General features: G+C 55.7%; 27 protein-coding genes. 16 read left to right on the top strand and 11 right to left on the bottom strand.

What is annotated here, in order from left to right:
• Positions 1-139 precede the first annotated feature (139 nt).
• Positions 140-748 (bottom strand): enoyl-CoA hydratase/isomerase family protein, encoded by a 609-nt coding sequence (locus tag Q0775_RS08785; RefSeq protein ID WP_298859352.1) that lies wholly within the window; start codon positions 746-748, stop codon positions 140-142.
• Positions 745-1,494 (bottom strand): SDR family oxidoreductase, encoded by a 750-nt coding sequence (locus Q0775_RS08780; protein ID WP_298859350.1) that lies wholly within the window; start codon positions 1,492-1,494, stop codon positions 745-747. The genes Q0775_RS08785 and Q0775_RS08780 overlap by 4 nt, the downstream gene beginning before the upstream one ends.
• 143 nt (positions 1,495-1,637) lie before the next feature.
• On the opposite strand from Q0775_RS08780, the gene Q0775_RS08775 reads away from it, so the two are divergent.
• The 6 genes from Q0775_RS08775 to lpxK all read left to right on the top strand — a co-directional run bounded on the left by Q0775_RS08775 (position 1,638) and on the right by lpxK (position 7,948).
• Positions 1,638-3,173, top strand: coding sequence for a DUF2125 domain-containing protein (locus Q0775_RS08775; RefSeq protein ID WP_298859347.1), 1,536 nt, complete (start codon positions 1,638-1,640; stop codon positions 3,171-3,173).
• A gap of 118 nt (positions 3,174-3,291) precedes the next feature.
• Positions 3,292-4,638, top strand: coding sequence for a metallopeptidase TldD-related protein (locus Q0775_RS08770; RefSeq protein WP_298859346.1), 1,347 nt, complete (start codon positions 3,292-3,294; stop codon positions 4,636-4,638).
• Positions 4,625-5,401, top strand: coding sequence for a 3'(2'),5'-bisphosphate nucleotidase CysQ (locus tag Q0775_RS08765; RefSeq protein ID WP_298859344.1), 777 nt, complete (start codon positions 4,625-4,627; stop codon positions 5,399-5,401). Before Q0775_RS08770 ends, Q0775_RS08765 begins: the two co-directional genes overlap by 14 nt.
• Before the next feature lie 73 nt (positions 5,402-5,474).
• Complete coding sequence (locus Q0775_RS08760) at positions 5,475-5,717, top strand: DUF4170 domain-containing protein (RefSeq protein ID WP_298859341.1); 243 nt, start codon at positions 5,475-5,477, stop codon at positions 5,715-5,717.
• Positions 5,718-5,723: 6 nt separating this feature from the next.
• On the top strand, positions 5,724-6,956 hold the full coding sequence (locus Q0775_RS08755; RefSeq protein WP_298859340.1) for a glycosyltransferase N-terminal domain-containing protein: 1,233 nt from the start codon (positions 5,724-5,726) through the stop codon (positions 6,954-6,956).
• A complete protein-coding gene (gene lpxK, locus Q0775_RS08750; protein ID WP_298859338.1) occupies positions 6,956-7,948 on the top strand; it encodes a tetraacyldisaccharide 4'-kinase in 993 nt (330 codons plus the stop codon). Before Q0775_RS08755 ends, lpxK begins: the two co-directional genes overlap by 1 nt.
• Positions 7,949-8,005: 57 nt before the next feature.
• Here lpxK and Q0775_RS08745 read toward each other — a convergent pair whose 3' ends face one another.
• The 3 genes from Q0775_RS08745 to Q0775_RS08735 are packed head-to-tail and all read right to left on the bottom strand — an operon-like array spanning position 8,006 to position 10,351.
• Entirely contained in the window at positions 8,006-9,118 is a 1,113-nt protein-coding gene (locus tag Q0775_RS08745; RefSeq protein ID WP_298859336.1) for a CaiB/BaiF CoA-transferase family protein, read from the bottom strand.
• On the bottom strand, positions 9,118-9,801 hold the full coding sequence (locus tag Q0775_RS08740) for a DsbA family protein (RefSeq protein ID WP_298859334.1): 684 nt from the start codon (positions 9,799-9,801) through the stop codon (positions 9,118-9,120). Before Q0775_RS08740 ends, Q0775_RS08745 begins: the two co-directional genes overlap by 1 nt.
• Positions 9,802-9,844: 43 nt before the next feature.
• Complete coding sequence (locus Q0775_RS08735) at positions 9,845-10,351, bottom strand: DciA family protein (RefSeq protein ID WP_298859332.1); 507 nt, start codon at positions 10,349-10,351, stop codon at positions 9,845-9,847.
• Between the two features lie 120 nt (positions 10,352-10,471).
• Between Q0775_RS08735 and mutY the strand changes: the two genes are divergently transcribed.
• From mutY to Q0775_RS08720, 3 genes are read left to right on the top strand one after another with little or no spacing between them, the layout of a single operon-like run.
• A complete protein-coding gene (mutY, locus tag Q0775_RS08730; protein WP_298859330.1) occupies positions 10,472-11,569 on the top strand; it encodes an A/G-specific adenine glycosylase in 1,098 nt (365 codons plus the stop codon).
• A 27-nt stretch (positions 11,570-11,596) separates the two neighbouring features.
• On the top strand, positions 11,597-12,742 hold the full coding sequence (locus Q0775_RS08725; RefSeq protein ID WP_298859328.1) for an alkane 1-monooxygenase: 1,146 nt from the start codon (positions 11,597-11,599) through the stop codon (positions 12,740-12,742).
• A gap of 59 nt (positions 12,743-12,801) precedes the next feature.
• Positions 12,802-13,224: a response regulator gene (locus Q0775_RS08720; protein WP_298859326.1), complete on the top strand. Its 423-nt coding sequence runs from the start codon at positions 12,802-12,804 to the stop codon at positions 13,222-13,224.
• Positions 13,225-13,423: 199 nt separating this feature from the next.
• On the opposite strand, the gene Q0775_RS08715 is transcribed toward Q0775_RS08720, so the two are convergent.
• From Q0775_RS08715 to Q0775_RS08705, 3 genes are all read right to left on the bottom strand, one after another.
• The gene (locus tag Q0775_RS08715) at positions 13,424-14,524 is read right to left on the bottom strand and encodes a site-specific DNA-methyltransferase (protein ID WP_298859324.1); all 1,101 of its coding nucleotides are present in this window, start codon (positions 14,522-14,524) and stop codon (positions 13,424-13,426) included.
• Between the two features lie 107 nt (positions 14,525-14,631).
• Positions 14,632-15,246, bottom strand: a complete 615-nt coding sequence (locus Q0775_RS08710) for a ribonuclease HII (protein ID WP_298859322.1) — start codon at positions 15,244-15,246, stop codon at positions 14,632-14,634.
• A 147-nt stretch (positions 15,247-15,393) separates the two neighbouring features.
• Positions 15,394-15,870: a hypothetical protein gene (locus Q0775_RS08705; protein WP_298859319.1), complete on the bottom strand. Its 477-nt coding sequence runs from the start codon at positions 15,868-15,870 to the stop codon at positions 15,394-15,396.
• Positions 15,871-16,045: 175 nt separating this feature from the next.
• Between Q0775_RS08705 and Q0775_RS08700 the strand changes: the two genes are divergently transcribed.
• From Q0775_RS08700 to Q0775_RS08670, 7 genes are all read left to right on the top strand, one after another.
• Positions 16,046-16,336 carry a hypothetical protein gene (locus tag Q0775_RS08700; protein ID WP_298860007.1) on the top strand — a complete coding sequence of 97 codons (291 nt, stop codon included), beginning with the start codon at positions 16,046-16,048 and terminating at the stop codon, positions 16,334-16,336.
• Positions 16,308-17,012 (top strand): hypothetical protein, encoded by a 705-nt coding sequence (locus Q0775_RS08695; RefSeq protein ID WP_298859317.1) that lies wholly within the window; start codon positions 16,308-16,310, stop codon positions 17,010-17,012. The genes Q0775_RS08700 and Q0775_RS08695 overlap by 29 nt, the downstream gene beginning before the upstream one ends.
• 56 nt (positions 17,013-17,068) lie before the next feature.
• Positions 17,069-17,554, top strand: coding sequence for a hypothetical protein (locus tag Q0775_RS08690; protein WP_298859315.1), 486 nt, complete (start codon positions 17,069-17,071; stop codon positions 17,552-17,554).
• A complete protein-coding gene (locus Q0775_RS08685; RefSeq protein ID WP_298859313.1) occupies positions 17,508-18,284 on the top strand; it encodes an HpcH/HpaI aldolase/citrate lyase family protein in 777 nt (258 codons plus the stop codon). Before Q0775_RS08690 ends, Q0775_RS08685 begins: the two co-directional genes overlap by 47 nt.
• On the top strand, positions 18,281-19,456 hold the full coding sequence (locus tag Q0775_RS08680) for an MFS transporter (RefSeq protein ID WP_298859311.1): 1,176 nt from the start codon (positions 18,281-18,283) through the stop codon (positions 19,454-19,456). The genes Q0775_RS08685 and Q0775_RS08680 overlap by 4 nt, the downstream gene beginning before the upstream one ends.
• 78 nt (positions 19,457-19,534) lie before the next feature.
• Positions 19,535-20,557, top strand: a complete 1,023-nt coding sequence (locus Q0775_RS08675) for an aspartate-semialdehyde dehydrogenase (RefSeq protein WP_298859308.1) — start codon at positions 19,535-19,537, stop codon at positions 20,555-20,557.
• Positions 20,558-20,660: 103 nt separating this feature from the next.
• Entirely contained in the window at positions 20,661-22,271 is a 1,611-nt protein-coding gene (locus tag Q0775_RS08670; protein ID WP_298859306.1) for a DUF4139 domain-containing protein, read from the top strand.
• A 75-nt stretch (positions 22,272-22,346) separates the two neighbouring features.
• On the opposite strand, the gene Q0775_RS08665 is transcribed toward Q0775_RS08670, so the two are convergent.
• From Q0775_RS08665 to Q0775_RS08655, 3 genes are read right to left on the bottom strand one after another with little or no spacing between them, the layout of a single operon-like run.
• Positions 22,347-23,012, bottom strand: a complete 666-nt coding sequence (locus Q0775_RS08665; RefSeq protein ID WP_298859304.1) for a hypothetical protein — start codon at positions 23,010-23,012, stop codon at positions 22,347-22,349.
• 34 nt (positions 23,013-23,046) lie between these two features.
• Positions 23,047-23,358: a transcriptional regulator gene (locus Q0775_RS08660; protein ID WP_298859300.1), complete on the bottom strand. Its 312-nt coding sequence runs from the start codon at positions 23,356-23,358 to the stop codon at positions 23,047-23,049.
• 3 nt (positions 23,359-23,361) lie between these two features.
• Entirely contained in the window at positions 23,362-24,345 is a 984-nt protein-coding gene (locus Q0775_RS08655) for a sodium-dependent bicarbonate transport family permease (RefSeq protein ID WP_298859298.1), read from the bottom strand.
• Between the last annotated feature and the right edge of the window lie 6 nt (positions 24,346-24,351).

Below are 24,351 nucleotides of genomic sequence, written 5' to 3'. Positions count from 1 at the left end.
CGCTAGATTGTGCTACATATCGCAAAACGTCCGAATGGGCCAAGCAGTTACAGGAAACACATCATGCGTATCGCTCTTATTCTCACATCCCTTTTGCTTTTGACCGCCTGTGATGTGCCGTTTGTGCCGTTGATCTAAGTTACTGGCACATCGCCTTGATCCCTTGCGCAATATGCTGGGGCGCGGCGATGGTATCAACGCAGAGCATTTGCGCGGACTCGAGGAGCGCTTCAGGCGCTACAACACGGTCAATTAGGCCGTAGGCAAGCGCCTCATCTGTCAGTATCTTCTGTCCACCCATCAGAATCAACTTGGTCCGTGAGGGTCCAATGAGGGCTGTCATGCGTGCTGGATCACTTGGTTGCGGTAGAAACCCAAGCTTCATTACCGGGTAAAAGAACTTGGCCCCTGGCACCGCGATGCGCATGTCGCAGGCCAACGCCATGCCCATCGCACCGCCCGCAAGTGTGCCGTTGAGTGCCGCAATCGTAAGGCCGGGAAGCACGGCAATCGCAGTCGACAACCGTTCCCAGAGATCCGATACGGCAAGACCCGCGCGTGCAGCTTCAAGATCGGCACCTGCGCTGAATATCCTGCCGCGCCCCGTCAGGATCACGGCACGCGCATCGCCAGCGCGCTCCATAATCTCGCACAACTCGCGCAGCATATCTTCGGTCAGCGCGTTCGCCTTATCTGGACGGTTGAGTGTTACAGTCCAGATACCGCCTTCTTGCGACAGCTCGATCATATGAGGCCTACCGCACGGCGAATGGTATCTTCGCGCAGTGAGATTTCCTCACCGCAATATTGATCCGCCTCAGCGCTACACATCCACAGGAGGCATCTCGCAGGCCAATCCGCTGGAATGTGCACGTCCCAATCCAGCTGGCTCACTGGATTTATTCCCGATGCCTTGATCTTACGCTGCATTTCGGTTGCTACCGTTCCTGGCGACAAACCGATGGCACGAATGCCATTCGCCGCTTCTTCGAGGTGCAAGGAACGGCCCATCATGTTGACGGCAGCCTTGGAGGCGCAATAGGCGCTCCATGCCTCAATCGCGTTATGCGCGGCACCTGAACTGATCGTGAGGATAGAGCCACCTCCGCCTGCTTTGATCGCGGGTAGTGCCGCGTGCATGCCATTGAAGACGCCTTTAACATTGATGTCGATCAGCTGGCCCCACGCATCGGGATCGGCGTCTTCCAAATGGCTGATGGGATCGACCACGCCAGCATTATTTATCAAAACATCAAGCCCACCAAAGACTTGCACCGTTGTCGCGACAGCCGCTGATATTTCGCCGTAGCGGGCAACATTACACGGAATCGCAATCGCACGTTCGCCAATCTCCCCCGCAAGGGCGGCAATGTCGTCTTGGGAGCGGGCCAGCAGAGCCACATTCGCCCCCGCATTGGCGAAAACCCGCGCAGCTTCGGCACCGATGCCACGGCTTGCGCCTGTGATCATTACCGTTTTTCCTGTCATATCCATTGGTATTCTCCCTGTTAGAGCAGGTTAAAGTGTATCCGTTGGATCGGAACCTAGCGTGCGGCGCCAAAAGGAACCACCCCTTGACCAAGCCACCTCTTTGCCAGACTTTTAGACAACATATTGAACCACGAGGATTTCCAGACATGTCACTTACCCGCTCCTATATAGCGACCACTGCACTTGGTCTTACACTCTTTGCGACCACGGCTAGTGCGGATCTTACCGCTGGAGATGTCTGGGGGGACTGGCGCGGATACCTTGAAGGAATGGGATATACAGTCACAGCTACCGAAGCTGCGGAAGCTGGCGCGCTTTTGGTTTCTGGAATCTCTGTGGCGAGTAATGGTGGTGCGGCCACTGATGCAATTACCGTACGCATCGGTGACCTCCAGTTTGTCGAGAACAATGATGGCAGTGTTGCCATAGTGATGCCCAGCGAGATGCCCATCACCATCGACGTGACAAACCCTGCCCCGCAGCCACTTGAACAGATTGGGGCTCTATTAACACAAACAGGGCAGGTTATGACCGTACGAGGTGATGCTTCTGCATTGGTCTATGACTACACAGCAGATACCTTTGGCTTGGCGCTCACATCGCTAACCGAAGGTGGTGCTCCGCTTGATGATTCCAGCGTACGCTTTTCTTTGACTGGCACAGCGCTGGCTTCAAAAACCAATGTGACAGTCAGCGATACGCGTAGCTATACACAAACCATGCAGATCGGCAGCATTGCCTATGATTTATTCATGCAAGAAGAAGGCGAAAGCGAGAATATAAGCATAAACAGCGCGCTTTCCGATCTTTCCTTTCGCGGAATAAGCAATATGCCGATGGGAGATGTCAGTCAAACGCAGGATGTCGCCGCACTGCTGGCGCAGGGTTTTGCAGTAGACGGGACGTTTAACGCAAATGGTACGGAAACCCAAATCGAAGTTACTTCTGACGAAGGCACAACCAAGATCAAGACAGGTACGGCGCGGTCCACTTTTGGTATAGCTATGGATACCCAAGGTGTGCGGTATGACGTAAGCGCCGATCAGGTACAGATGGGCGGACAGCTTGCTGGCTTGCCGTTCCCACTGTTTGTCGAGATGGCCAAATACGGATTTGAACTTCGTGCCCCTGTGGCCAAGTCCGACGATCCGCAAGACTTTAAACTTGCCTTCAACATGACTGATTTCACCATGTCCGATATAATCTGGGCGCTGTTTGATGCCTCTGCTCAACTTCCCCGTGATCCTGCGACCGTGGCAATCGATCTAAGCGGCAAGGCAAAGGTTCTGGTAGACGGATTATCCCCGCAAAACGCACAACAGCTCGCTATGACAGGCGCCGCTCCCGCAGAACTGAACGCGCTCAAGATTGACCGCCTGCTGGTCGACGCATTGGGGGCCAAAGTTGAGGCGACAGGTGACATTACATTCGACAACATCGACACAACCACGATGGCAGGTATTCCCAAGCCTGTGGGCGATATCAATATCAACATCGCAGGTGCAAACGAGCTGATGGATAAATTGACCGCGATTGGCATGTTGCCTGCCGAACAGGCTATGGGTGCGCGCATGATGATGGGTTTGTTTGCTGTCCCCGGTGCTGCGCCCGACACGCTCACCTCCAAGATCGAATTCAACGATGCAGGTCAAATCCTCGCCAATGGGCAGCGGATTAAATAACGCTCTTTTCATGTACGAACGACAAAGGCGGCCCAACGCGGGCCGCTTTTCTTTTGGCACGTGCCCTTGCGGGAGCAGGTCCGCACAGCTACCTCTAGCCTCTAATCAGGAGAGTATGATGACCCAAGCCCTCGATGCGCTCACAGCGCAAATGTTGGAAGTCGCAAAGTCAGCGGGCGCGGATAGTGCCGATGCAATGGCCGTACGCGGCACATCCCTCTCTGTGGATGTGCGTGCGGGTGTGCTGGAAGAAGCCCAACGCGAAGAAGGCACCGACATCGGCCTGAGAGTTTTTGTGGGCCAGCGCAGTGCCATTGTCTCTGCCTCCGATACCTCCTCGCGCACTCTGTCAGAGATGGCGGAGCGTGCTGTGGCAATGGCCCGTGAAGCGCCTGAGAACCCCTATGCGGGTCTTGCCGACACTGACCAGATTACAAGCAGTTGGGATGCCGAGGCGCTTGAGCTATTTGACCCGACACCAGAGCCTGATCCAGCAGCCCTTCAGAAAGATGCGGCCGAGGCCGAGGCTGCCGCTCTCGCCGTACAGGGTATCAGCCAAGTGCAATCCGCTAGTGCAGGATATGGTGCCCGGGAAGTTAATCTGGCGGGCTCAAACGGATTTTCGGGCGGCTACCGCCGTTCTGATCGCGGGCTTAGCTGTGTCGCAATTGCTGGCACTGGCAGCGGGATGGAGCGTGACTATGACGGGGACGGCCGCATTTTCCAAAGTGACATGCGCAGTCCCACCGAAATCGGTCGTATCGCTGCCGAACGGACGTTGGCGCGGATCAACCCGCGCAAGCCGCCAACAGGTACTTACCCTGTTTTGTTTGACGAGCGCATTTCAAGCTCTCTCATCGGGCATTTGTTAAGCGCGATCAACGGTAGTGCAATCACGCGCGGTGCATCCTTTTTGCGCGATGCTATGGGGGTGCAGGTTTTGCCAAAAGGCATATCGCTCACCGAAGATCCACACCGTCCGCGCGTCACTGGAAGCCGCCCTTTCGATGGTGAATTCCTCGCTACTTCAAAACGTGAGGTGGTTGAAGACGGTGTGCTGAAAAGCTGGACGCTCGATCTGGGTACAGGCCGCCAGCTTGGCCTGCCCTCAACCGGTAATGCTGCACGCGGAACCAGTTCTGGCCCCACGCCCAGCCCGTGGAACATGGCATTGACCCGAGGGGAGGCCAGCCGCGACGATCTGATCCGTGATATGGGGACAGGGCTGCTCGTCACCTCCATGATTGGCTCAACCATCAATCCGAATACAGGGGATTATTCACGCGGTGCAGCAGGCCTCTGGATCGAGAATGGCGAAGTCACCTATGCGGTTAATGAATGTACTATCGCTGGAAACCTGCGCGACATGCTTCTTTCAATAGTCCCTGCCAATGATGCGCGAACACATCTGAGCCGCGTTGTCCCCTCTCTCCTTATTCCAGGCATGACCATTGCCGGCATCTGACCTCCCCCTTCTCATTGATACCGTGCGGATGGCGGGCCGTGTGGCCACCAGCTTTGTTGGGAAAACAGCAAAGCGGTGGGACAAAGGCGATGGTGCGGGACCTGTGACCGAGGCTGATCTGGCCGTAAATGACATGCTCAAACAGCAATTGCTGTTGGCGCGTCCAGACTATGGCTGGCTGTCGGAGGAAACCGAGGACGGGACACAGCGGCTATCTCATGATCGCGTGTTTATCGTTGATCCCATTGACGGCACACGCAGCTTCACCGAAGGCGCCAACACTTGGGCCCATGCGATTGCCGTGGCTGAGCACGGACAGGTTACATCGGCTGTTGTCTTCTTGCCCTTGCGCGGCCTTCTTTATACAGCCGCTCTTGGGCAAGGCGCCTATCTCAATGGCGCTCCAATCCGCGCCTCTGGCATCTCACAGTTTGACCAGTCAACGATCCTTGCCGCAAAACCTGCCCTCGCTGGCCCGGTGTGGCGCAGCGGTGCCTGTCCTCCGTTCAAATGTGCTTATCGTCCATCGCTGGCATATCGCTTGGGACTTGTCGCTCAGGCACGGTTTGACGGCATGCTGACCCTGCGCCCCAGCTGGGAGTGGGATATTGCGGCAGGCGCATTGATCATCGCCGAAGCAGGCGGCACAATCACCAACCAGCGCGGCGCACCGTTGCGGTTCAACAGCGCCGATCCGCGGCTGGACGGTGTTGTTGCTGGCGGTGGTGCTATTCATGCAGCGCTTATGGATGCCTTAACTTAAGCCTGCGACTGCTTGACGCCATGCCCCTGCCACGTGCAAACACATCACAAGCAAATTCAAAGGATACATTCCCATGACCCAACGCCTGCACCTTGTTTTCGGCGGTGAGCTGGTAACCCCCAGCGAGAATACGTTCAAAAATGTGGACGACCTGCATATCGTCGGCATTTTTCCGAACTATGCCGCCGCGTATGATGCATGGAAAAATGAGGCGCAGCGTACCGTGGACAATGCTCACATGCGCTATTTCATCGCACATTTACACCGCCTGCGGGACGAAGAAACGCCCGCCTCCTCCACCGAAGAGCTGGGCTAAGACATTATGGCTGGCTCACTTGGCCTCACAGCGTACCGTGCACTCGCTCGGCGTGGTGAGGCACGGATGCCAGCCTTGGACACGCTGCGCCCAGAGGGGGAGTTGCTCTGGATACATTGCGCTGAAGGGGACGCGTTTCTGGCGGTCCAAGACCTTGCAGTACGCCAGATGATCGGCAGGCCTGGGCTGAATGTACTCATCACAATGATCGAGATTCCCCGCAACCTTGTGGAAGATCCGACAAGCATCCCCACCGGCATCCATGTGACCCAGATCTGTGATGATCATCCAAGCAGCGTGAATGCATTTCTAGACCATTGGGCACCTGATTGCTGTGTCTGGATTTGGGGCGGATTACGTCCCAATCTTATCCTCTCCACCGCAGAACGGAACTGCCCCCTGTATCTGGTCAATGCCGACACATCAGGGTTTGACGGGCGACGCGACAGGTGGCTGCCCGATGTAGCACGTAGCCTGCTGCCCTTGTTCGCTGCCGTTATGGTCCGCACCCCTGCGACTGCGCGGCGGTTGATGCAGCTGGGCCTGAACAAGGATGACATCGAAATAACTACTGCCCTACAAGCAGGCAGTCAGGCTTTGGGATGTAACGAGGCGGATCTCGCCGATCTCGCCGCCACCTGTATCGGACGGGCCATCTGGTTTGCCAATGGTGTGCAGCAAGAAGAGCTGCAGACCGTGCTGGCCGCGCATAGGCAGGCTTTGCGCCTGTCGCACCGCCTGTTGCTGGTGCTGCGTCCTGCCGGAAACCTCACCGCTCAAGACGCCGTTGAAGAAGCGCGAAAGCAGGAATTCAGAGTGCTGAGTTGGGATGACGGAAACTATCCCGATGAGACCACACAGGTCCTCATAAGTGATGATGTGCGCGATGCGGGTCTGTTTTACCGCGTGGCGCCTGTCTCGTTCCTTGGTGGCTCACTCGTCGCGGGGCGGCACGGGGTTGATCCACTAGAAGCGGCGGCATTGGGGTCTGCGGTGCTCTATGGCCCGCGTGTTGGCAAACACCTGCAGAGTTATTCGCGGCTCGCTACGGCAGGTGCCGCACGCATCATTAATGACAGCTCGGCACTCGGTATGGCCGTCTCTCGGCTTGTGGCACCAGATCAGGCCGCGATCATGGCGCATGCTGGATGGGATGTCGTGACAGAGGGAGCTGCCTTGACGGACCGGATTACCGATCTGGTGCAGGACACTCTGGACACACAGCAGGGGGTGAATTGATGCGTGCACCCGATTTCTGGCATCGTCCCCGCGCAGGACTGCGCGCACGTTTGCTCCAACCACTTGGTGCGCTTTATGCGCGGGCGACCGCCCACAGGTTGGCACAGGGGCCAAGGCTCAAGATGAAGGTGCCGGTGATTTGCGTCGGAAATATCAATGCAGGCGGCACAGGTAAAACCCCTACTGTGATCGCCGTTGTCGAGTATTTGCGCGATCAGTATCTTGAGCCGCATATCGTTTCGCGCGGCTATGGCGGTACGCTCGAGGGTCCAGTACGCGTTGATCCCGCCAAGCATACCGCTGAACAAGTCGGGGACGAGCCATTGTTGCTGGCCGCCTTTGCTGAAGTATGGATTGCGCGCGACCGTGCGGCGGGTGCCGTAGCAGCACAAGATGCGGGCGCACAAGTGATTGTGCTTGATGATGGGTTCCAGAACCCCGCACTTGCTTATGATCTGAGCATCGTGGTTGTTGATGCGAAAAAGGGGTTCGGAAACGGATTATGCCTGCCTGCTGGACCCTTGCGCGAACCGGTCGCGGTTGGGCTTGCCCGCGCTGATGTGCTCCTGTCTATCGGTGATATGGCATCTCAGGACAGCTTTGACACTTCAACTCTACCGACAACACTACCACTGGCGCGCGCCTCACTGGCCCCCTTGCAAACTGGTATGGATTGGACCGACACGCCCCTGCTCGCTTTTGCGGGCATTGCCCATCCTGAGAAATTCTTTGCCACTTTGCGGGGCTTGGGCGCTACCTTGATACATGCTGAACCGCTGGAAGATCACCAGCCGTTGACAGCAGCATTACTGGGACGGCTAGAGGCAGATGCTCGCGCAAAAGGAGCTCAGCTGGTCACCACCGAGAAAGACGCGGTACGTCTGCCCCCTGCGTTTCGCTCCAAGGTGATAACGCTGCCAGTCCGGTTAAAAGTTGTAGAGCCAAGCCCCCTATGGGAAGTTCTAAAAAAAGTGATGCCTTCCCCCAAGTAGAGCAGAATTTTCAGAAAAATTTTCAACCAATTTTTTCAGAAAAAATTGCTCCCCGCCTCAGTCATCTTCGCCCAATTTGGGCGAAGGGCGCGACAGATTCAGTTCGGCACCTGAAAACTTGAAGGGCGATCTTATGCCCGGCACACCGTCCAGCTCAATCTGCATACCGCGCGCTTTCACCTGAGGATCGTTAAACATATCTTCCATTTTGTTGATTGGCCCTGCGGGGACGTTATGCGCCTCACAGCTTGCCAACAAATCATCACGGGTGCGCAACCGTGTAGCGCCTTCAATGCGCGCATTCATTGCCGAACGGTTTGCAACGCGGTCTGCGTTTTTGGCGTAATCGGGATCAGTTCCCATTCCTTCAAGTCCAAGGAGATCACACAAGCGCTGGTATTGGCCGTCATTGCCAGTCGCAATGATGAGGTGCCCGTCAGATGTTTCAAACACCTCATAGGGTGTTAGATTTGGATGGGCATTCCCCATACGGTTTGGCGAGATGCCCGTAGTGAGATAGTTCATCCCTTGGTTGCCAGTGATTGCGACCGCTGTATCCAGCAACGACATATCGATGTGCTGACCTACGCCTGTAGTGTTTCGCTGATGCAGGGCTGCGAGGATCGCCGCGACTGAATAAATCCCTGTAAATACATCTGTAATTGCCGTGCCATGCTTTTGCGGCTGTCGATCCGGCTCTCCTGTAATCGACATAAGGCCCGATATCCCTTGAATAATAAAGTCATATCCCGCGCGGTGGGCATAAGGTCCTGTGTGGCCAAAGCCGGTGATGGAGCAATAAATGAGCTTCGGAAACCGTTCTTTCAACGTGTCATAATCCATGCCGTATTTGGCAAGGCCGTCTGTCTTGAAATTCTCGATCAGAATGTCAGCATCTTCGAGCAACGCATGCATCTTTGTTTGCCCCTCTGATGTACGCAGATCCACAACCACAGACGCCTTGCCACGGTTGGTCGAGTGGAAATACGAGGCTGAGTGATCATTTTCGCGGTCGATAAACGGTGGTCCCCACTGGCGTGTGTCGTCGCCAGTAGGGCTTTCCACTTTTATCACTTCCGCACCCAGATCAGCAAAGGTCTGACCAGCCCATGGGCCCGCCAGCACACGCGCCAGCTCAATCACCTTGAGTCCTGTGAGCGGCGCCGCCATCAGTTTGCCAATGCTTCGTCAATGATCGCCTTCATATCCTCATAGGACATGTTGGCGTGCTTTTTACCGTTAATCACAAAGCTCGGCGTACTGTCGATACCGTCAGCTTTTGCGTTCTCCTGATACCATGCCACAAGGTTTTGGGCGCGGTCGCCATCCTGCAAACATGCCTCAAGCGTCTCATTATCCAAACCAGCCAAACGGCCAATCTTACGCAGCTCTTCGACAATTGCGGCAGGATCACCTGCACGGCTCCAGCCGTCCTGGTCTGCATAGATCAGATCAGCGATACCAAAGAATTTCTCTTCGCCACCACATCGCGCGATCAAGGATGCCCAAAGACCGAAGCGATCAAAGTACACTTCGCGGTAAATGAACTTGATCTTACCTGTGTCGATGTATTCGGACTTCAGCTTTTTGAATGCGCCCGTGTGGAAGGTCGCACAATGCGGACACGTAAAGGATGCATATTCAATCACTTCAACTGTCGCATCAGGATTGCCCGAAATCATGTCGGGAATAGACGAAGTATCGACATCACCAGTGGTTGTTTGGGCATTCGCAGCACCGGGCAGTGGCGCGTCAGGAAAGGCAACAGTCGTCGTGCTGCGGTTGCTGGTCATATACCAGCCACCAAGGCCAAGTACGGCAACGGAGCCAAGGAGAAGGTTTCTGCGGTTCATATGGTGCATCCTTTATTCGGTGTCATGTCAGGCTGGCGTGCGCTCAGCGGTTTTGTTTGTTCAATATGTTCTCGCCCAGCCGCGCAAGGGCATCGCGCAGGCTTTCGTCACCAATGGGGGCAGCGGTTTGTGTGGCTTTTGCTTTGATCGCAGGGTCAGGCACTGCGATCTTTTTCTGCGGCGCATGCTCAAACATGACCTGCCCTTCAGAAAACCCTGTCGCGGCGGTTTGGGTAACACGGACACGCGCAATGGCGTTATAGCCGTAAACCGCGTTTACTCGTGCGCGCAGTTGCTCTTTTTGCATTTCAAGGATGGGGGCATTAGCCCCTGTGGTGAGCAATGTCAGCGTGGCGCCCATACCGCCGCGACCATATGAAACTTCAACAGGTCTTGAGATGGCGGCAGCATCTTCGCCCGCAACTTCAGCCCAGTTGGTGAGCAGTCGCGACTGCGCAAACCCGCGACTTTCCGAGGCCTTGCGAATTTTGCTCGTCAGCAAGCTTGCCGTGCGAGCGAATCCTTTGGTGGTGGTGCGGCGGGGTGGCATTGCATGCTTTCTGCTGTGGATGCTGGCACCCAATGGGGTGCCGCGCTATGTTCTCGACTGGTATCATAGCGCAACGCGCAGGCCGTGCCACTATAGCAATTCAGGATTGGTTCATAAACAGTGCGTGATAAGAATAACATCTCTGTAATGTTGTTGGATTGGTATGATGTCCATGCCCGTGAGATGCCTTGGCGCGTGTCGCCGCAGGACCGTGCCGCAGGGCAAATTCCCGATCCCTACGCCATCTGGATGAGCGAGATCATGTTACAACAGACAACTGTTGCCACGGTGAAGGACTATTTCAGAAAATTTATCGCCCGGTGGCCCACAGTGCGCGATCTGGCGGCTGCTGAGGATGCTGATGTCATGGCAGAATGGGCGGGCCTTGGGTATTATGCCCGCGCACGCAATCTGCTGAAATGCGCACGTGCTGTTGTTGAGGAGTATGACGGGACTTTCCCCGCTGATCATGCGGAACTTCTGAAATTGCCCGGTGTCGGGCCGTATACAGCCGCAGCCGTCTCCTCGATCGCGTTTGATCTGCCCCACGCCGTTCTGGATGGTAACGTAGAACGGGTTATGGCACGGCTATACGATGAGCATACCCCCCTTCCCGACGCGAAACCGCAGCTGATGATGCATGCGCAAACCCACACCCCTGATGTGCGGGCTGGCGATTATGCTCAGGCCGTTATGGATTTGGGTGCCACCATCTGTACGCCAAAATCACCTGCTTGTGGTATTTGTCCAGTTCATGAGCCCTGCGCAGCACGTCGTGCGGGAACGATGGCAGCATTGCCCAAAAAGCTTCCGAAAAAAGCAAAACCGGTCCGTCATGGCACCGTCTATCTCGGTCGCCGGAGCGATGGTGCGTGGCTGTTGGAAACACGCCCCGAAAAAGGGTTGCTTGGCGGTATGCTCGGCTGGCCCGGGTCGGAATGGGTCGAGATCAGTCTACCCCATCCAGAGAGCGCCCCACCCGCACAAGGAGATTGGGAAGAAGTCGAAGGAGAGGTGCGCCACACCTTTACGCATTTTCATCTCATCCTGCGCGTAATGACGGCAGAGCTGTCGCAGAATGAGGCGCCGCATGTGGGCACGTTCAAGCCACACACAGATTTTCGGCCCTCGGACCTGCCAACCGTGATGCGCAAGGCGTTTAACCTGCTCCGCGATGACGTAACGCCACATATGACAACACACGGACCTTTGATATAGTCTGTCCAACAGTTTGAGGCCAAACCCATGACAGATGTAACGATTCCGCCTTCCGAGATGTCAAAACTCAGCCGCGCCTTGCCATTCTGGATATCCTTCGGGCTGATCCCGTTGGTGTGGGTTGGGGCGCTGTTTGGGGGTTGGACACTACTGATCGTACCGCTGGTCACTTGGTATATGTTTTCTCTTCTTGATGCGGCCCTCGGGCTGAATAGGGAAAACGCAGACCTTAGTGCAACCGAAGACGACCTTTTCTGGTACAAGATGATCACGATCGTTTGGGCCCCTGTGCAGTTTATTTTGTTGATCAGCCTGCTCTGGTATGTCCCTCAGGCAGAGCATCTGAGCGCACTTGAACGCGTTGGCGTATTCTTTGGTCTTGGCGTGATTACGGGGACTGTGGGGATTAACTATTCCCACGAACTGATGCATCAAAAGAGCAAGATGGAGCGCTGGATGGCGGATGCCCTTTTGGCGATGGTTCTCTACTCCCATTTCCGCTCTGAGCATCTTCTGGTGCATCATCGCTATGTGGCGACCCCGCGCGATCCCGTGACAGCGCGCTATAACGAGGGTTTCCACCGCTATTACCCGCGCGTGCTGCGTGAATGTTGGCACAGCGCATTTGGTGCGGAAAAGGCGATGCTGGCACGTAAGGACCTGCCATGGACCGACCTGAGCAATCCATTCTGGCGCTATTGGGGTTTGCAGCTGGGGTTGTTTGTCATGGCCTTTGCCCTTGGTGGCTGGTCGGGTGTGGGGCTGTTTGTGGTGCAGGCTGGCGTTGCGATCTGGCAGCTGGAACTGGTCAATTACATCGAGCACTACGGCCTGACCCGCAAACATCTGGGGGACGGCAAATATGAGCACGTCCAACCGCACCACAGCTGGAATGCGGCACATAAGGCATCCAACTGGTTGCTCATCAATCTACAACGCCATTCAGACCACCACTATAAGCCCGACCGCCGCTTTGCCGTGTTGCAAAACTATGGCCCTGAAGAAGCGCCTCAACTGCCCTACGGCTATCCAGTGATGACTGTGATGGCGATGATGCCACCGCTCTGGCGGCGCTTTATGAATCCGCGCGTGCGTCGCTGGCGCGAGCAGTACTATCCCGAAATCCTAGATTGGCAGGCTTACAACAAGGCTGAAACCCCGCAGCCGCGCTAAGGTCATCTTAATCCCCCGCTGCGATACCTTCGACGTAACACAGTTGTCAGGGGATTCTTATGCAGCAGCACGCCACCGCAATTCCGCAAAAAAATGCGACATGTTTGATTGTCGAAGACAGCCAGTTCGACCAACAGATGATGACCCGCGTGGTGGGACGATCGCAAGGCAAGATGCAGGTTCAAGTCGCAGCGACGCTTCAATCTGCGCGTGAGGCACTGGTATCTGGTAAGATCTCGCTCATTTTGTTGGACAACAACATGCCGGACGGTTTGGGGGCAGAATTTGCAATCGAGCTGGCCTCTAACCCGAAACTCTCCACAATTCCTGTAATTATGGTCAGTGATTGGCCCACTCCTTTTATGTGGGAAAAAGCGGCCTCTGCTGGCGTTCTCTACGTCGTGAACAAGTCGGAGTTTGGCGTACGCTATGTCGAGCAGGCAATGCGCAGCGGCGTGCGCAAGCGTGCGCGTGTGAATTAAGCAAGGGAACATGTGGGCCGCGATCTGAGAGGCGTTACAAATTGTTATACCTACCCGCGCAGTTTAATTCGTCTCTTGTCGGTATAGTGTTCAACAAAAAAAGCCCCGCCATAACGGCGGGGCCAAGGTGAGTGTCATCGGCGCATGCCTCATATGGAGGGTGCGGTGACACTGGCGGTGTTCGAAATAAGGTGGTGAATCAGGCTTGCATTTCTGCCCTGATTTGCTGGCGCAAAACGTCGATTGAGACGGTTTTTCCTTCTTTTTTATAGCACCAGTATGTCCATCCGTTACAGCTGGGGGCTCCTTCGAGGGCAGCACCTACTTGATGGATGGAGCCTTTGACATCAGCGCCAATCAACGTGCCATCTGCACGCACTTTGGCTTTGTGACGGTTGTTCATGGAATAGAGGTTCTCGCCCGGGCGCAGCATGCCCCGCTCGACCAGCTGGCCAAAGGGGACACGTGGTTCAGCGCGCTTGGAAGTGGTGGTCTGGAGTGCTTCATTGTCGAATTTACGCACACTTGCGATGCGTTTGGTGGCCACCTTGCGGTATTCTTCCTCACGCTCGATTCCGATGAAATCACGGCCCAGCATCTTAGCCACTGCGCCGGTGGTGCCTGTGCCAAAGAACGGGTCCAGGATCACGTCGCCAGGGTTGGTGGAACCGACCAGCACACGGTGCAGCAGGCTTTCGGGCTTTTGAGTGGGGTGCGCTTTGTCACCGTCCTCATTTTTCAGACGCTCGTGGCCATTACAAATCGGAAGAACCCAATCGCTGCGCATCTGGATGCCTTCGTTCAACGCCTTGAGCGCCTCGTAGTTAAAGGTGTATTTGCTTGCCTCGTCCTTACCCGCCCAGATCATCGTTTCATGGGCATTGGTAAAACGTTTACCGCGGAAGTTCGGCATCGGGTTCGACTTCCGCCAAACCACATCATTTAGGATCCAGTAGCCCTGATCCTGCAACGCAGCGCCAACACGGAAGATGTTGTGATAGCTGCCGATGACCCAAATCGCGCCATTCGGCTTGAGCAGGCGCCGCGCCGCTTTTAACCATGCTTTAGTAAACTTGTCATAGACGGCAAAGCTGTCAAACTGATCCCAGTCATTATCGACAGCATCCACTTTGGAGTTGTCAGGACGGTGCAGATCGCCACGCAACTGGAGGTTATACGGGGGGTCTGCAAAAATGAGATCGATACTTGCTTCGGGGAGTGAATTCATCACCTCGATACAGTCGCCATCAAGGATCGTGTTCAGCGGAAGCGCATGCGCTTCCTTCTTTTTTACTGTCATTGCTCTGCCTCATTGCCCGGTGCATTTTTTGCACTCGTTGCTTGAGACCTAACATGACTGCTGCATGATTCGTGGTCAATTTGTTTATTGAATCAAAGTATTAGGAATTATTCTTGCCACAAGATGTTGTGTACCGGCTTGAACGAACGTCTATGGTGTGGGGTTACGCCCAATTCTTGAAGTGCAGACATGTGTCTTTTTGATCCATATCCCATGTTCGTCTCCCAGCCATATCCGGGGTGCTGTTGCGCCAAGGACAACATGACATAATCTCGACATATTTTGGCCATAATTGAGGCCGCTGAAATCGAAACAGAACGGGCATCACCCTTGATGATTGTCTCGGAGGGCAACAACAATCCGCGCGGCACCATGTTCCCGTCAATCAGGCAATAGTCTGGCGGTGTCGAGAGACCCTCCAATGCGCGAACCATGGCAATGTGGCTTGCGCGGAGAATGTTGTGTTCGTCGATTTCTTCAACACTCGCATGAGCGATTGAAACATCCGCCACCTCCATAATCTGCGCATACAGCGCTTCACGTTTCTTATGGGTTAGCTTTTTACTATCGTTCAGTCCTTCGGGGATGCAGGTCGGGTCCAGCACAACTGCTGCTGCTGTGACAGGCCCGGCTAATGGACCACGGCCAACTTCATCAACACCAGCAATGCGAACATAGCCGTGAGCTTGGGCGGCAATCTCGAATGAATAGTCAGGTTCCATATCGTCACGAAAATCTCATGACGAGAAAAGGTGCAAGAGAAAAAGGGGAGAGATGCCCGAACATCCTCCCCTCCCCACATCACGCTATCTTAACTGCAGCGTGATCTCAACGCACTGCCTCAAACGACATCCGCGTTGAATTCCATGTTAACGACGCGCAACGCGGTATCCGTTGCGGCGCAAGCATCGTGCGTCAAAGCCCGCTCGTATCCCACGGTCTGTACGGACACGCTGGGCGCAGTTTTGCGGCAACCGGTGCACAGCACGGTAATTTCTCTCAAGACAGCGTCTGACAAACATATTCACCTGTCCGCGCCGGGTCTGAAAACTGCGAAAACATTGCGACGGCAACGCAGCGCGGCCTACACGCCGTGGCAGGGGGCGTGGCTTGACTGTGCCGCGGCCTACCTCGTGGCTTCGGCGATTGACGGTAACATGCCCATCCGAGCGATCCTTGTTATTGTCATGAATTATCTTGCCCACGACAGCGAGGCCAAGGAGCGTAGCGATGGTACGCGCCGCGCGGTCATTGTCAGCATAGGCTGGTGCTGCGGTAAATGTCGTCACTGCAATCGCGACAGCAGTGAAAGTTCCAATGAGGCGGGTGGGGAAAGTGAGGTTCATGAGAGTGATCCTTTTAGAGTGAAGAGGCTGCACGCCGACGACGTGCTGCGGTATGGGATCAATTTGGCGTTACCCGCTTCAGACAGGCAATAACAGCGCCCTGCTATTGGATAACATCCAGTGCGAAGGCAGCCTGTTATTGTATATCAGGTCGAGAAAACGCATCTTTGGCCTCATGAAACATATTTACCTCCCCTTTCTTGCCACCTTGTTGCTCATCCTCAGTACCCCTGCCTTCGCAGCGGATTGCTATGCCGACTACAAGGCCAAGCAGGACAACCCCCTTCGGCTGCATTACGGTGTTGCGAAGGTGACAGGCCCGTGCACCAAAGCATCGGCACGTGCGCAACTTGACCAACGGTTGCGTGCGCAGAACTGGAAACTGCTTAATGTCGTATCAGTCTTCGGGCCTGAAGGACTTGCGCAAAGGAAAAACAGTGCCGGATCAAACTTCCTCCGCTTCTGACATGCGCCGCGACGGTGGCCGGTTTGTTGTCATTGGCATTTGTGCCGTGGCTGGATTGCTCGTGATCGGGGCGGTTGTGATGTTTTGGGCGCTGCCCGATGCCAATGCGTTTAACTCACGGGTTGAGCGTATCTTTATCGAGAATGACAATCTGACGTCCGCCTCCGAGATCAAGCTTCTGGAGATTCTGGCACAATCTGGCACTGCCTTTTCAGACACTTTACGCAACTACCGTGTGCTGATTGGTGTCCTGCTCATCTTTGCTGCTGCGATGTTGGTGGCAGCAGTCGTATTTCTCACACTACTTATCACATTCAACCGCCGTATGGCCCAGATTGAGAGAACGGGAATTCAAGTTTCCTCCCTTCTAATCAGTCGCGAGGAAAACAAAGTCTATCTCAATAATCTCGGATTCAAACTTACCGATGCGGCGATGGAGACATTGGCCGTGCTGGCCGAGGCGCGGATGGACGACGACATCCTCACCGGCTCCGAAATTGAGGGTGTGATTTCTGGTCGCGCGTCAGCCGACTGTGACGAGGCGGCTGGCGCCACGCGGATCAAGCGGTTGCGCGATACATTGGGCAACCAGATGGTAAGCGAGTTACTGGTAAAAAACATCGCACGCCGCGGCTATATGCTGGCGATTGATAAAGACGTGATCAAGGTCCTTTGACTCGCTCAATTTTCGAATAACTCGCAATCCGAGGCTGTCGTTACTATCTTGGGCGTATGAACAGAAGACAATTTACCGCTTCACTTGGTGCTCTCTCCGGTGCCGCTGCCCTGCCTGCGTCGACTCTCACCTCAACAGCCTCTGCGCTGCCTCCCGTGTCTTCGGCGACATATGCATGGGCAAAGGTTATTGTGCGGGCACAGGCAAAAGCGGATCCCGCGATGTTGGCGCGGCATCTCAAATTAGCGCCTGATGTGGCGCAAACGCTGTTTCAAACATTGGTCAGGGATGGCGTGCTGCGCGCATCCTCTGCTGCGGGGATTGCACGGGCAGCACATCCGATACCAACCGCAAGTCAAACCATGCGCCTGCCGAAAACGATCCCGCGTGAGATCAAGGCCATATGGGACCATATTCGAGGTGATGATCAATCTCTGGTCAATCAGGAGAGTCCAGCGGTAGGGTGCGATGACACCCAAGAAAAGGACTGCCCCGATGCCCGCACCGATCAATCCGTTCAAGAGAGCCCTCAAACAGGGTGAAATGCAATTCGGCTGCTGGTTGGGTCTGGCCGATACCTTTTCAGCCGAGATGATGGGACAAGCTGGCTTTGACTGGCTGGTGGTCGATGGAGAACATGGGCCAAATGACCTGCGCTCCATCCTCGCGCAGCTGCAGGTTTTGGCAGGTACAAACACCCATGCCGTTGTCCGCCTTCCCGTGGGCGAGACGTATATGGTCAAGCAGACGCTCGATGCAGGGGCGCAAACCCTTCTTATCCCGATGGTCGAGACGGTTGAGCAGGCACGCCAACTGGTACGCGATGTAAACTATCCTCCGCATGGTGACCGTGGGGTCGGCTATGCACTGGCACGGGCGTCACGTTTTAGTACAATAGCAGATTATGGAACCACTGCTGATGCGCAAATTTGCTTGCTTCTACAGGTGGAAAACTTGCGCGGACTTACGGCGTTGGATGATATCCTTGCCCTTGAGGGTGTGGACGGTGTGTTTATCGGCCCTGCCGATCTGGCTGCTGATATGGGCCACATGGGCAACGCCGCCCATCCGGATGTACAGGCGACGATCATGGATGCCCTCAAGCGGATAAGAGCGGCAGGCAAAGCGCCCGGCATCCTGTCCACGCGTGACGAGATGACGAATGATGCCATCGCTGCGGGAGCACAGTTTGTGGCAGTAGGTGCTGATGTACTGCTGCTAGGTCAGGCGGCACGCGCCTTGGCTAAAAAATGGCAGGCGACCAAAGGATGAATGCTGGTATTGCGCTGCTCGCCTTTGCCTATGTGCTGAGCCAGTTTTTTCGCGCCTTCCTCGCAGTGCTCAGCCCGTTTCTGGCGACAGACATCGCGGCCACGCCTGAGGACCTCGCTTTTGCCTCCGGCTTGTGGTTCATCACTTTTGCTGCGATGCAACCGCCGATCGGTTGGGCACTTGATACCATTGGGCCACGGCGCACGGCAGCCACGCTCCTGCTTCTAGGAGGCGGTGGCGGTGCTGCGGTTTTCGCCCTTGCGACCTCCCCGCTTCATGTCTCGATTGCTATGGCGCTGATTGGAGTTGGGTGCGCACCTGTTTTGATGGCGTCCTACTATATCTTTGCATTGGATCATCCGCCTGTACGCTTTGCTTTTCTTGCATCGATGATGGTCGGGGTTGGCATGCTCGGCAATATCGTTGCGTCCTATCCCACCACTCTCGCGGCAGAAACTATGGGGTGGCGCGCCGCCCTATGGACATTATGCGCCCTGAGCAGCGCGACGGCGGCAGGCATCTGGCTCGCTGTACGTGATCCGATCAAAGAGGCATCCGAGCAAAAGGGCAGCTTTGCCGAAGTCCTGCGCATCCGTGCGCTATGGTTCATCTTCCCGCTCATGCTGGTAAGCTACGCCGAAGTTGGCGCACTGCGCGGCTTGTGGATCGGACCCTACCTTACCGAAGTATTCAATTCCCCCCCTCGCGTGATCGGGCAAGCAACCCTTGCCATGGGGATCGCGATGGTGGTTGGGCCGTTCATCTATAGCAAGCTCGACAATATATTTCGCACGTTAAAATGGGTTATTTTTATCGGCAGTGCTGGCATGCTCTTGTCCACTTTCGGGATGATTATGCTCGTCGATCACAGTGTCATCTGGATCATCATCCTGATGTGCGCCATCGGTTTATTTGGCTCAACCTATCCAGCGATCATGGCGCATGGCCGCAGCTTCTTGCCGCCGCATCTTGTGGGGCGCGGAGTGACGATGCTCAACCTCTGCAGCATCGGCGGCGTGGGCATCGCACAGTTCGCCACTGGGCGGATTCACGCGGAGTACTCAGGCAGTTTGTCGGCGTCCCTTCCCTACAGCCTAATCCTTGGTTTTTTCGCCATACTGTTGAGCATTGGCCTCATCATCTATCTGTTTTCCCGCGATACCGAACGCTGATCGCCCAACCTCTTTCAATAAGGCCTAAAGCGGTATAACAGGCGCTGACCATCAACCATCAATATTGGAGAAAACGAGATGGGTTATCGCGTAGTCGTCGTGGGGGCCACTGGAAATGTGGGCCGCGAAATGCTGAACATTCTGGCCGAGCGCCAGTTCCCTGTGGACGAAATGGCCGTATTGGCCAGCCGCCGTTCCTTGGGCACGGACGTCAGCTTTGGCGACAGAACGCTTAAGACGAAAGACCTTGATACGTTTGACTTCACGGGCTGGGATATGGCGCTGTTTGCTGTCGGTTCCGAGGCCACTGCGAAATACGCGCCCATCGCGGCCAAGCAAGGCTGCGTTGTGATCGATAATTCCTCGCTCTACCGCTATGATCCGGCGATCCCGCTGATCGTGCCAGAAGTGAACCCGCAAGCGATCCACGACTATAAAAACAAGAACATCATCGCTAACCCGAACTGTTCTACTGCGCAGATGGTTGTGGCGCTCAAGCCGCTGCATGATCGTGCCACGATCAAGCGCGTTGTGGTGAGCACGTACCAGTCCGTCTCCGGTTCTGGTAAGGAAGGGGCAGACGAGCTTTGGGATCAAACCAAGAGCATCTATAATCCTGTCACCGATGTGCCGCCAAAGAAGTTCCAAAAACAGATCGCCTTCAACGTAATCCCGCAAATCGACGTGTTCATGGATTCCGGCGATACAAAGGAAGAGTGGAAGATGATGGTCGAGACGAAAAAGATCGTCGACCCCAAAATCAAAGTCACCGCGACATGTGTGCGCGTTCCTGTGTTTGTAGGTCACTCCGAATCGATCAACATCGAGTTTGAAGACCACCTCGACGAGAACGAAGCGCGTGACATCCTGCGCGAAGCACCTGGGATCATGGTGATCGATAAGCGTGAAGATGGCGGCTATGTCTCCCCTATTGAATGTGTGGGCGACTATGCAACTTTCATCAGCCGCATCCGTCAGGACAGCACAATCGACAATGGCATTAACCTTTGGTGCGTTTCCGATAACCTGCGCAAAGGGGCTGCATTGAACGCTGTCCAGATCGCTGAACTGCTCGGCCGTGAGTGCCTCAAGAAAGGCTGATTTCCGCCCATATGGATATGGTTGAGGGGTGCCTGCGCGGGCGCCCCTTTTTCTTTGGCCTGCCGCGATGCATGTTGGTGCTGAACATAAGGACCACATAAATATGCGCTTGCTCCCTCTCGCCCTTGCCGCTCTCCCGCTTCCTGCTTTGGCCGACACTTATACAGTCACCTCGGCTCCGACGGCGGCGACCGTCTATAGCGGTTTTGCTATGGTTACCCGCGAGATTAGCGTTGATGTGAACGCTGGCGTGCATGAAGTTGTGCTTCCCGATCTGCCGCAATGGATCGATGCGGGCAGTTTGCGTGTCTCGGTCAGCGGTGCGAACCTCAGCGGCACGCGGTTGCGCACTGATGCACTTCCGCCGCAGCCAAACAATGACAGCGAAGCGGTGGTTGCTGCGAAGGAACAGATTAAGACAGCAGAACGCGCGCTGCTTGAGTTAAACGATGCCGCACAAGATGCCGGATTTGGTGCGAATGCAGCAGATGCACGGGTCAAATTTCTAGAGAGCCTCGCATCCAGCGATACCTTGCCCTCCGCTCCACAGGCATTGGCCGAGCTTGGGCAGATGATTGATGCCGAGATTTTGAATGCCCTACTTGCGCAGGCACAGGCCGTTCGGGATGTTAGGGACATCGCAGAAGGGCGCGAAGCACTTGAGCGTAATCTTGCAGATGCCCGTGCAGCCCTCGCCGCACTCACACCACCAGCAGAGCCAAAAGCGCTTCTGGCTCTTTCCATTGCGGCACAGGAAACTGGCACCGTTATTGCCTCAGTAAGCTATCCCGCCCGCGCTTCTTGGCAGCCGACATATGATGTGGTGCTTTCGCGAGGTGATGATAGTCGCATATCATTGCGCCGCGCCGCGCTGATCTACCAAAACAGCGGGGAGAATTGGGAAGACGTGGCTCTCACGCTCTCTACGCTTGCGCCAAGCGGTCAGGTTGTACCCTCCGAGCTGTATCCCCCATTGCTCCGCTTTGAAGATCCTGAGCGGCGCAAAGAACTCCAACGGTCCAGCTTGAGTGCTGATGTGGCCGGCGCACCAATGGTTGCGATGGAAGCAGCGCCGGTGCCGCAGCCCAACTTTGACGGACCTGGTGTGACATACACACTGCCCTCCCCGCTCACCATCGCGCAAAGTGCCGAAGGGGCGCGGGTTGAACTGGACGCGCTCGAATTCAACGCCCGCGTATTTGCGCGGGCAGTTCCTTCTCGTGACAGCACTGCCTTCTTGATGGCAGAGGCAAAAAACGAAGGCCTCGAACCTTTGCTCGCCGCAGATAGCGCACAGGTGTTTATTGATGGATCGCTGGTGGGGCGCAGCAGTTTTGCCGCAGTGCCAGCAGGCGGGACACTCACCCAAGCATTTGGTCCAATCGAAGATCTTCGCCTAAGTCACAAGATCATCGACCAAAGCGAAGGCGATCGCGGTCTTATCAGCCGGAGCAATGCCCAAACGCAGGAAGTGCGCATGAACATCGAAAACCTTGGTCGTGAAGCCTGGGATGTAGAGCTGCTTGAGGCGCGTCCCTATAGCGAACAGGATGATCTGATAATTGAATGGAATGCCCAGCCCAAGGCGAGCGTGACCGACGTGGACGAGCGGCGCGGCCTTGTGCAGTGGAGCTTTTCACTGGCCGCTGAAGCCAACCAGCAAATTACAATCGAGCAGGTTGTGCGCTGGCCCGATGGAAAGGTGCTGCACTGACCTAACGCTGCGAGTTCATTTCCGCATTTTGATTTTACCGCGGCAGTTTGTCTAGGCTTTGCCCATCACCGCAGGTTAAGAGTGACCCGGTAAAGGACCACCAAAGCGATGGACAAGCGTGCCGAGCGGCGCACCAATCGAACCTGCGTTGCATAGATGCCTGCTTGTCGCTGCGACGTACACGCCAAGGTCAGCGCCGACAGGCCGCAGCTCCATCCCTACACAAGCAAGTCGGTTTATCAGGTCAGGCCAGCCTTTGGCCTGTGCAAAATTTTCTGACAGCATCGCGTGGCGCGTTGCATCAATATCCCCTGCGGGCATTACACCCAGATGCGTATTGATGTGTGCAGGACGGGGCATCGGAGCGCCAAAACGTTTGGCCAGTATTGCTTCGGAGAAGCCTATCTCGGCCGCCTTGCAAACATGAGTACCGCAACTGGATTTGCGCAGGATAATTCCGCCACGCACTTCACGCAATTCATAGCCGTGCAGGCGCAACCGATCAGCCAGATCGCTCCAGTCACTCGCCTCTTCCATATCACGCGCAAGCAGCGCTTTGAGCGCAGTCAGAAGCCGCTTGTCGGGACCACCTTCACGTGATGTACCAAGTTGACGGTCCACCTCCCGCTTGAGCAGTTGGCGCACCATATGGCCGATGCTGACATCGCGTGCTGTCGCGACACGTTGTGCGCCAGACAGAAGTTCGCGGGGGAGTTTGAGAGTGACTGATTCCAATTCCATACCCAAGCCTGCGTCAGGTACGGTTAACGGTGCGTTAAAACCGTTCGGCCCGCAGGACGTCACAATCGACGATGCTCACCACACCGATGTGCCGCTCTACCACGGCAAAGGCGGCATCAAGTAGCGCATCAAGGCGCTCGGGTTTAATAATGCAGACCACCTGCACCATGCCCTGCGCACGGCTTACCTGACCTGCACGTGTCCATGGACCCGAACGGCCTGATCCGCCCAGAACGGGCAGAATGGAATATCCCGTCACCCCCGCCTTGCGCAGCGCATCGGTCAGGCGCGATTCCATCACGTTTTCGATGGTGATTTCGACCCGCTTCGCTTTGTGAGTTTCCATAATTCAGCCTCCGCTAACGGCCATGGCAATTCCGACATAGAGCGGGATACCGATGGTCAGGTTAAAAGGAAAAGTCACACCCAGCGACAGAGTGAGATAGAGCGACGGGTTCGCCTCGGGCAAGGCGACGCGCATCGCGGCTGGGACGGCGATGTAGGAGGCCGAAGCAGACAGCACCATCATCAGCGCCACACCACCAGAGCTCAGCCCCAGCAACATGCCAGCCCCTAGGCCGAACATAGCCCCTACCAAGGGCATTACGACGCCAAACGCCAGCACACCGCGAGTCAACACACCGCCACCACCGCGCAAACCGCGTCCGGCGACTAACCCCATATCCAGCAGGAAGAGGCACAGCACCCCTTTGAACGGGTTAACGATAAAGCTCTCGATTTCCTTGAGGCCCTGCTCTCCAGTAACCCAGCCTATTGCAAAAGCGCCAACCAGCAAAACGATGGAGCCGTTGAGCATGATCTCCCGCAGCAACGCACTGTCCATCCCTTTGGAGTCAGCACCACCGCCACGTGAAATGAGCCAAAGCGCGGACAGGATCGCAGGCGCCTCCATGGCTGCGGCGACTGCTACCATGTATCCTTCGGACGGGATGCCTCGCCCTTCCAACACCGAAGTCGCCGCAACAAAGGTCACGATCGAGATCGAGCCATAATGCGCAGCAACTGCCGCAGCGTCCAGACGACTCATCCCCGTCATCACCTTCAGCAATCCAAAAGCAATGATAGGCAGCAGAGCAGACAAAACTATTCCCGCAAGCAAGGAAAAGCCCAGCCGCGCATCAAGTCCGTAGGAAGCAACACTGGCCCCGCCCTTGAAGCCGATGGCGAACAGCAAATAGATCGACATGCCCTTTGCAACAGCCTCGGGAATGTTCAAATCAGACTGGGCAAGCGCTGCCAAAAGACCAAGCACAAAGCTGAGGATGATCGGTGAGAGCAAGTTCTGCCCAGCAAGACTCAGAAACTCAGACATTCAAAT

The organism is uncultured Sulfitobacter sp. (assembly GCF_947499945.1).
Lineage (GTDB): Bacteria > Pseudomonadota > Alphaproteobacteria > Rhodobacterales > Rhodobacteraceae > Sulfitobacter.
Note: the sequence above shows the minus strand (reverse complement) of the source record. Positions and strands in the feature narration are given on the sequence as shown.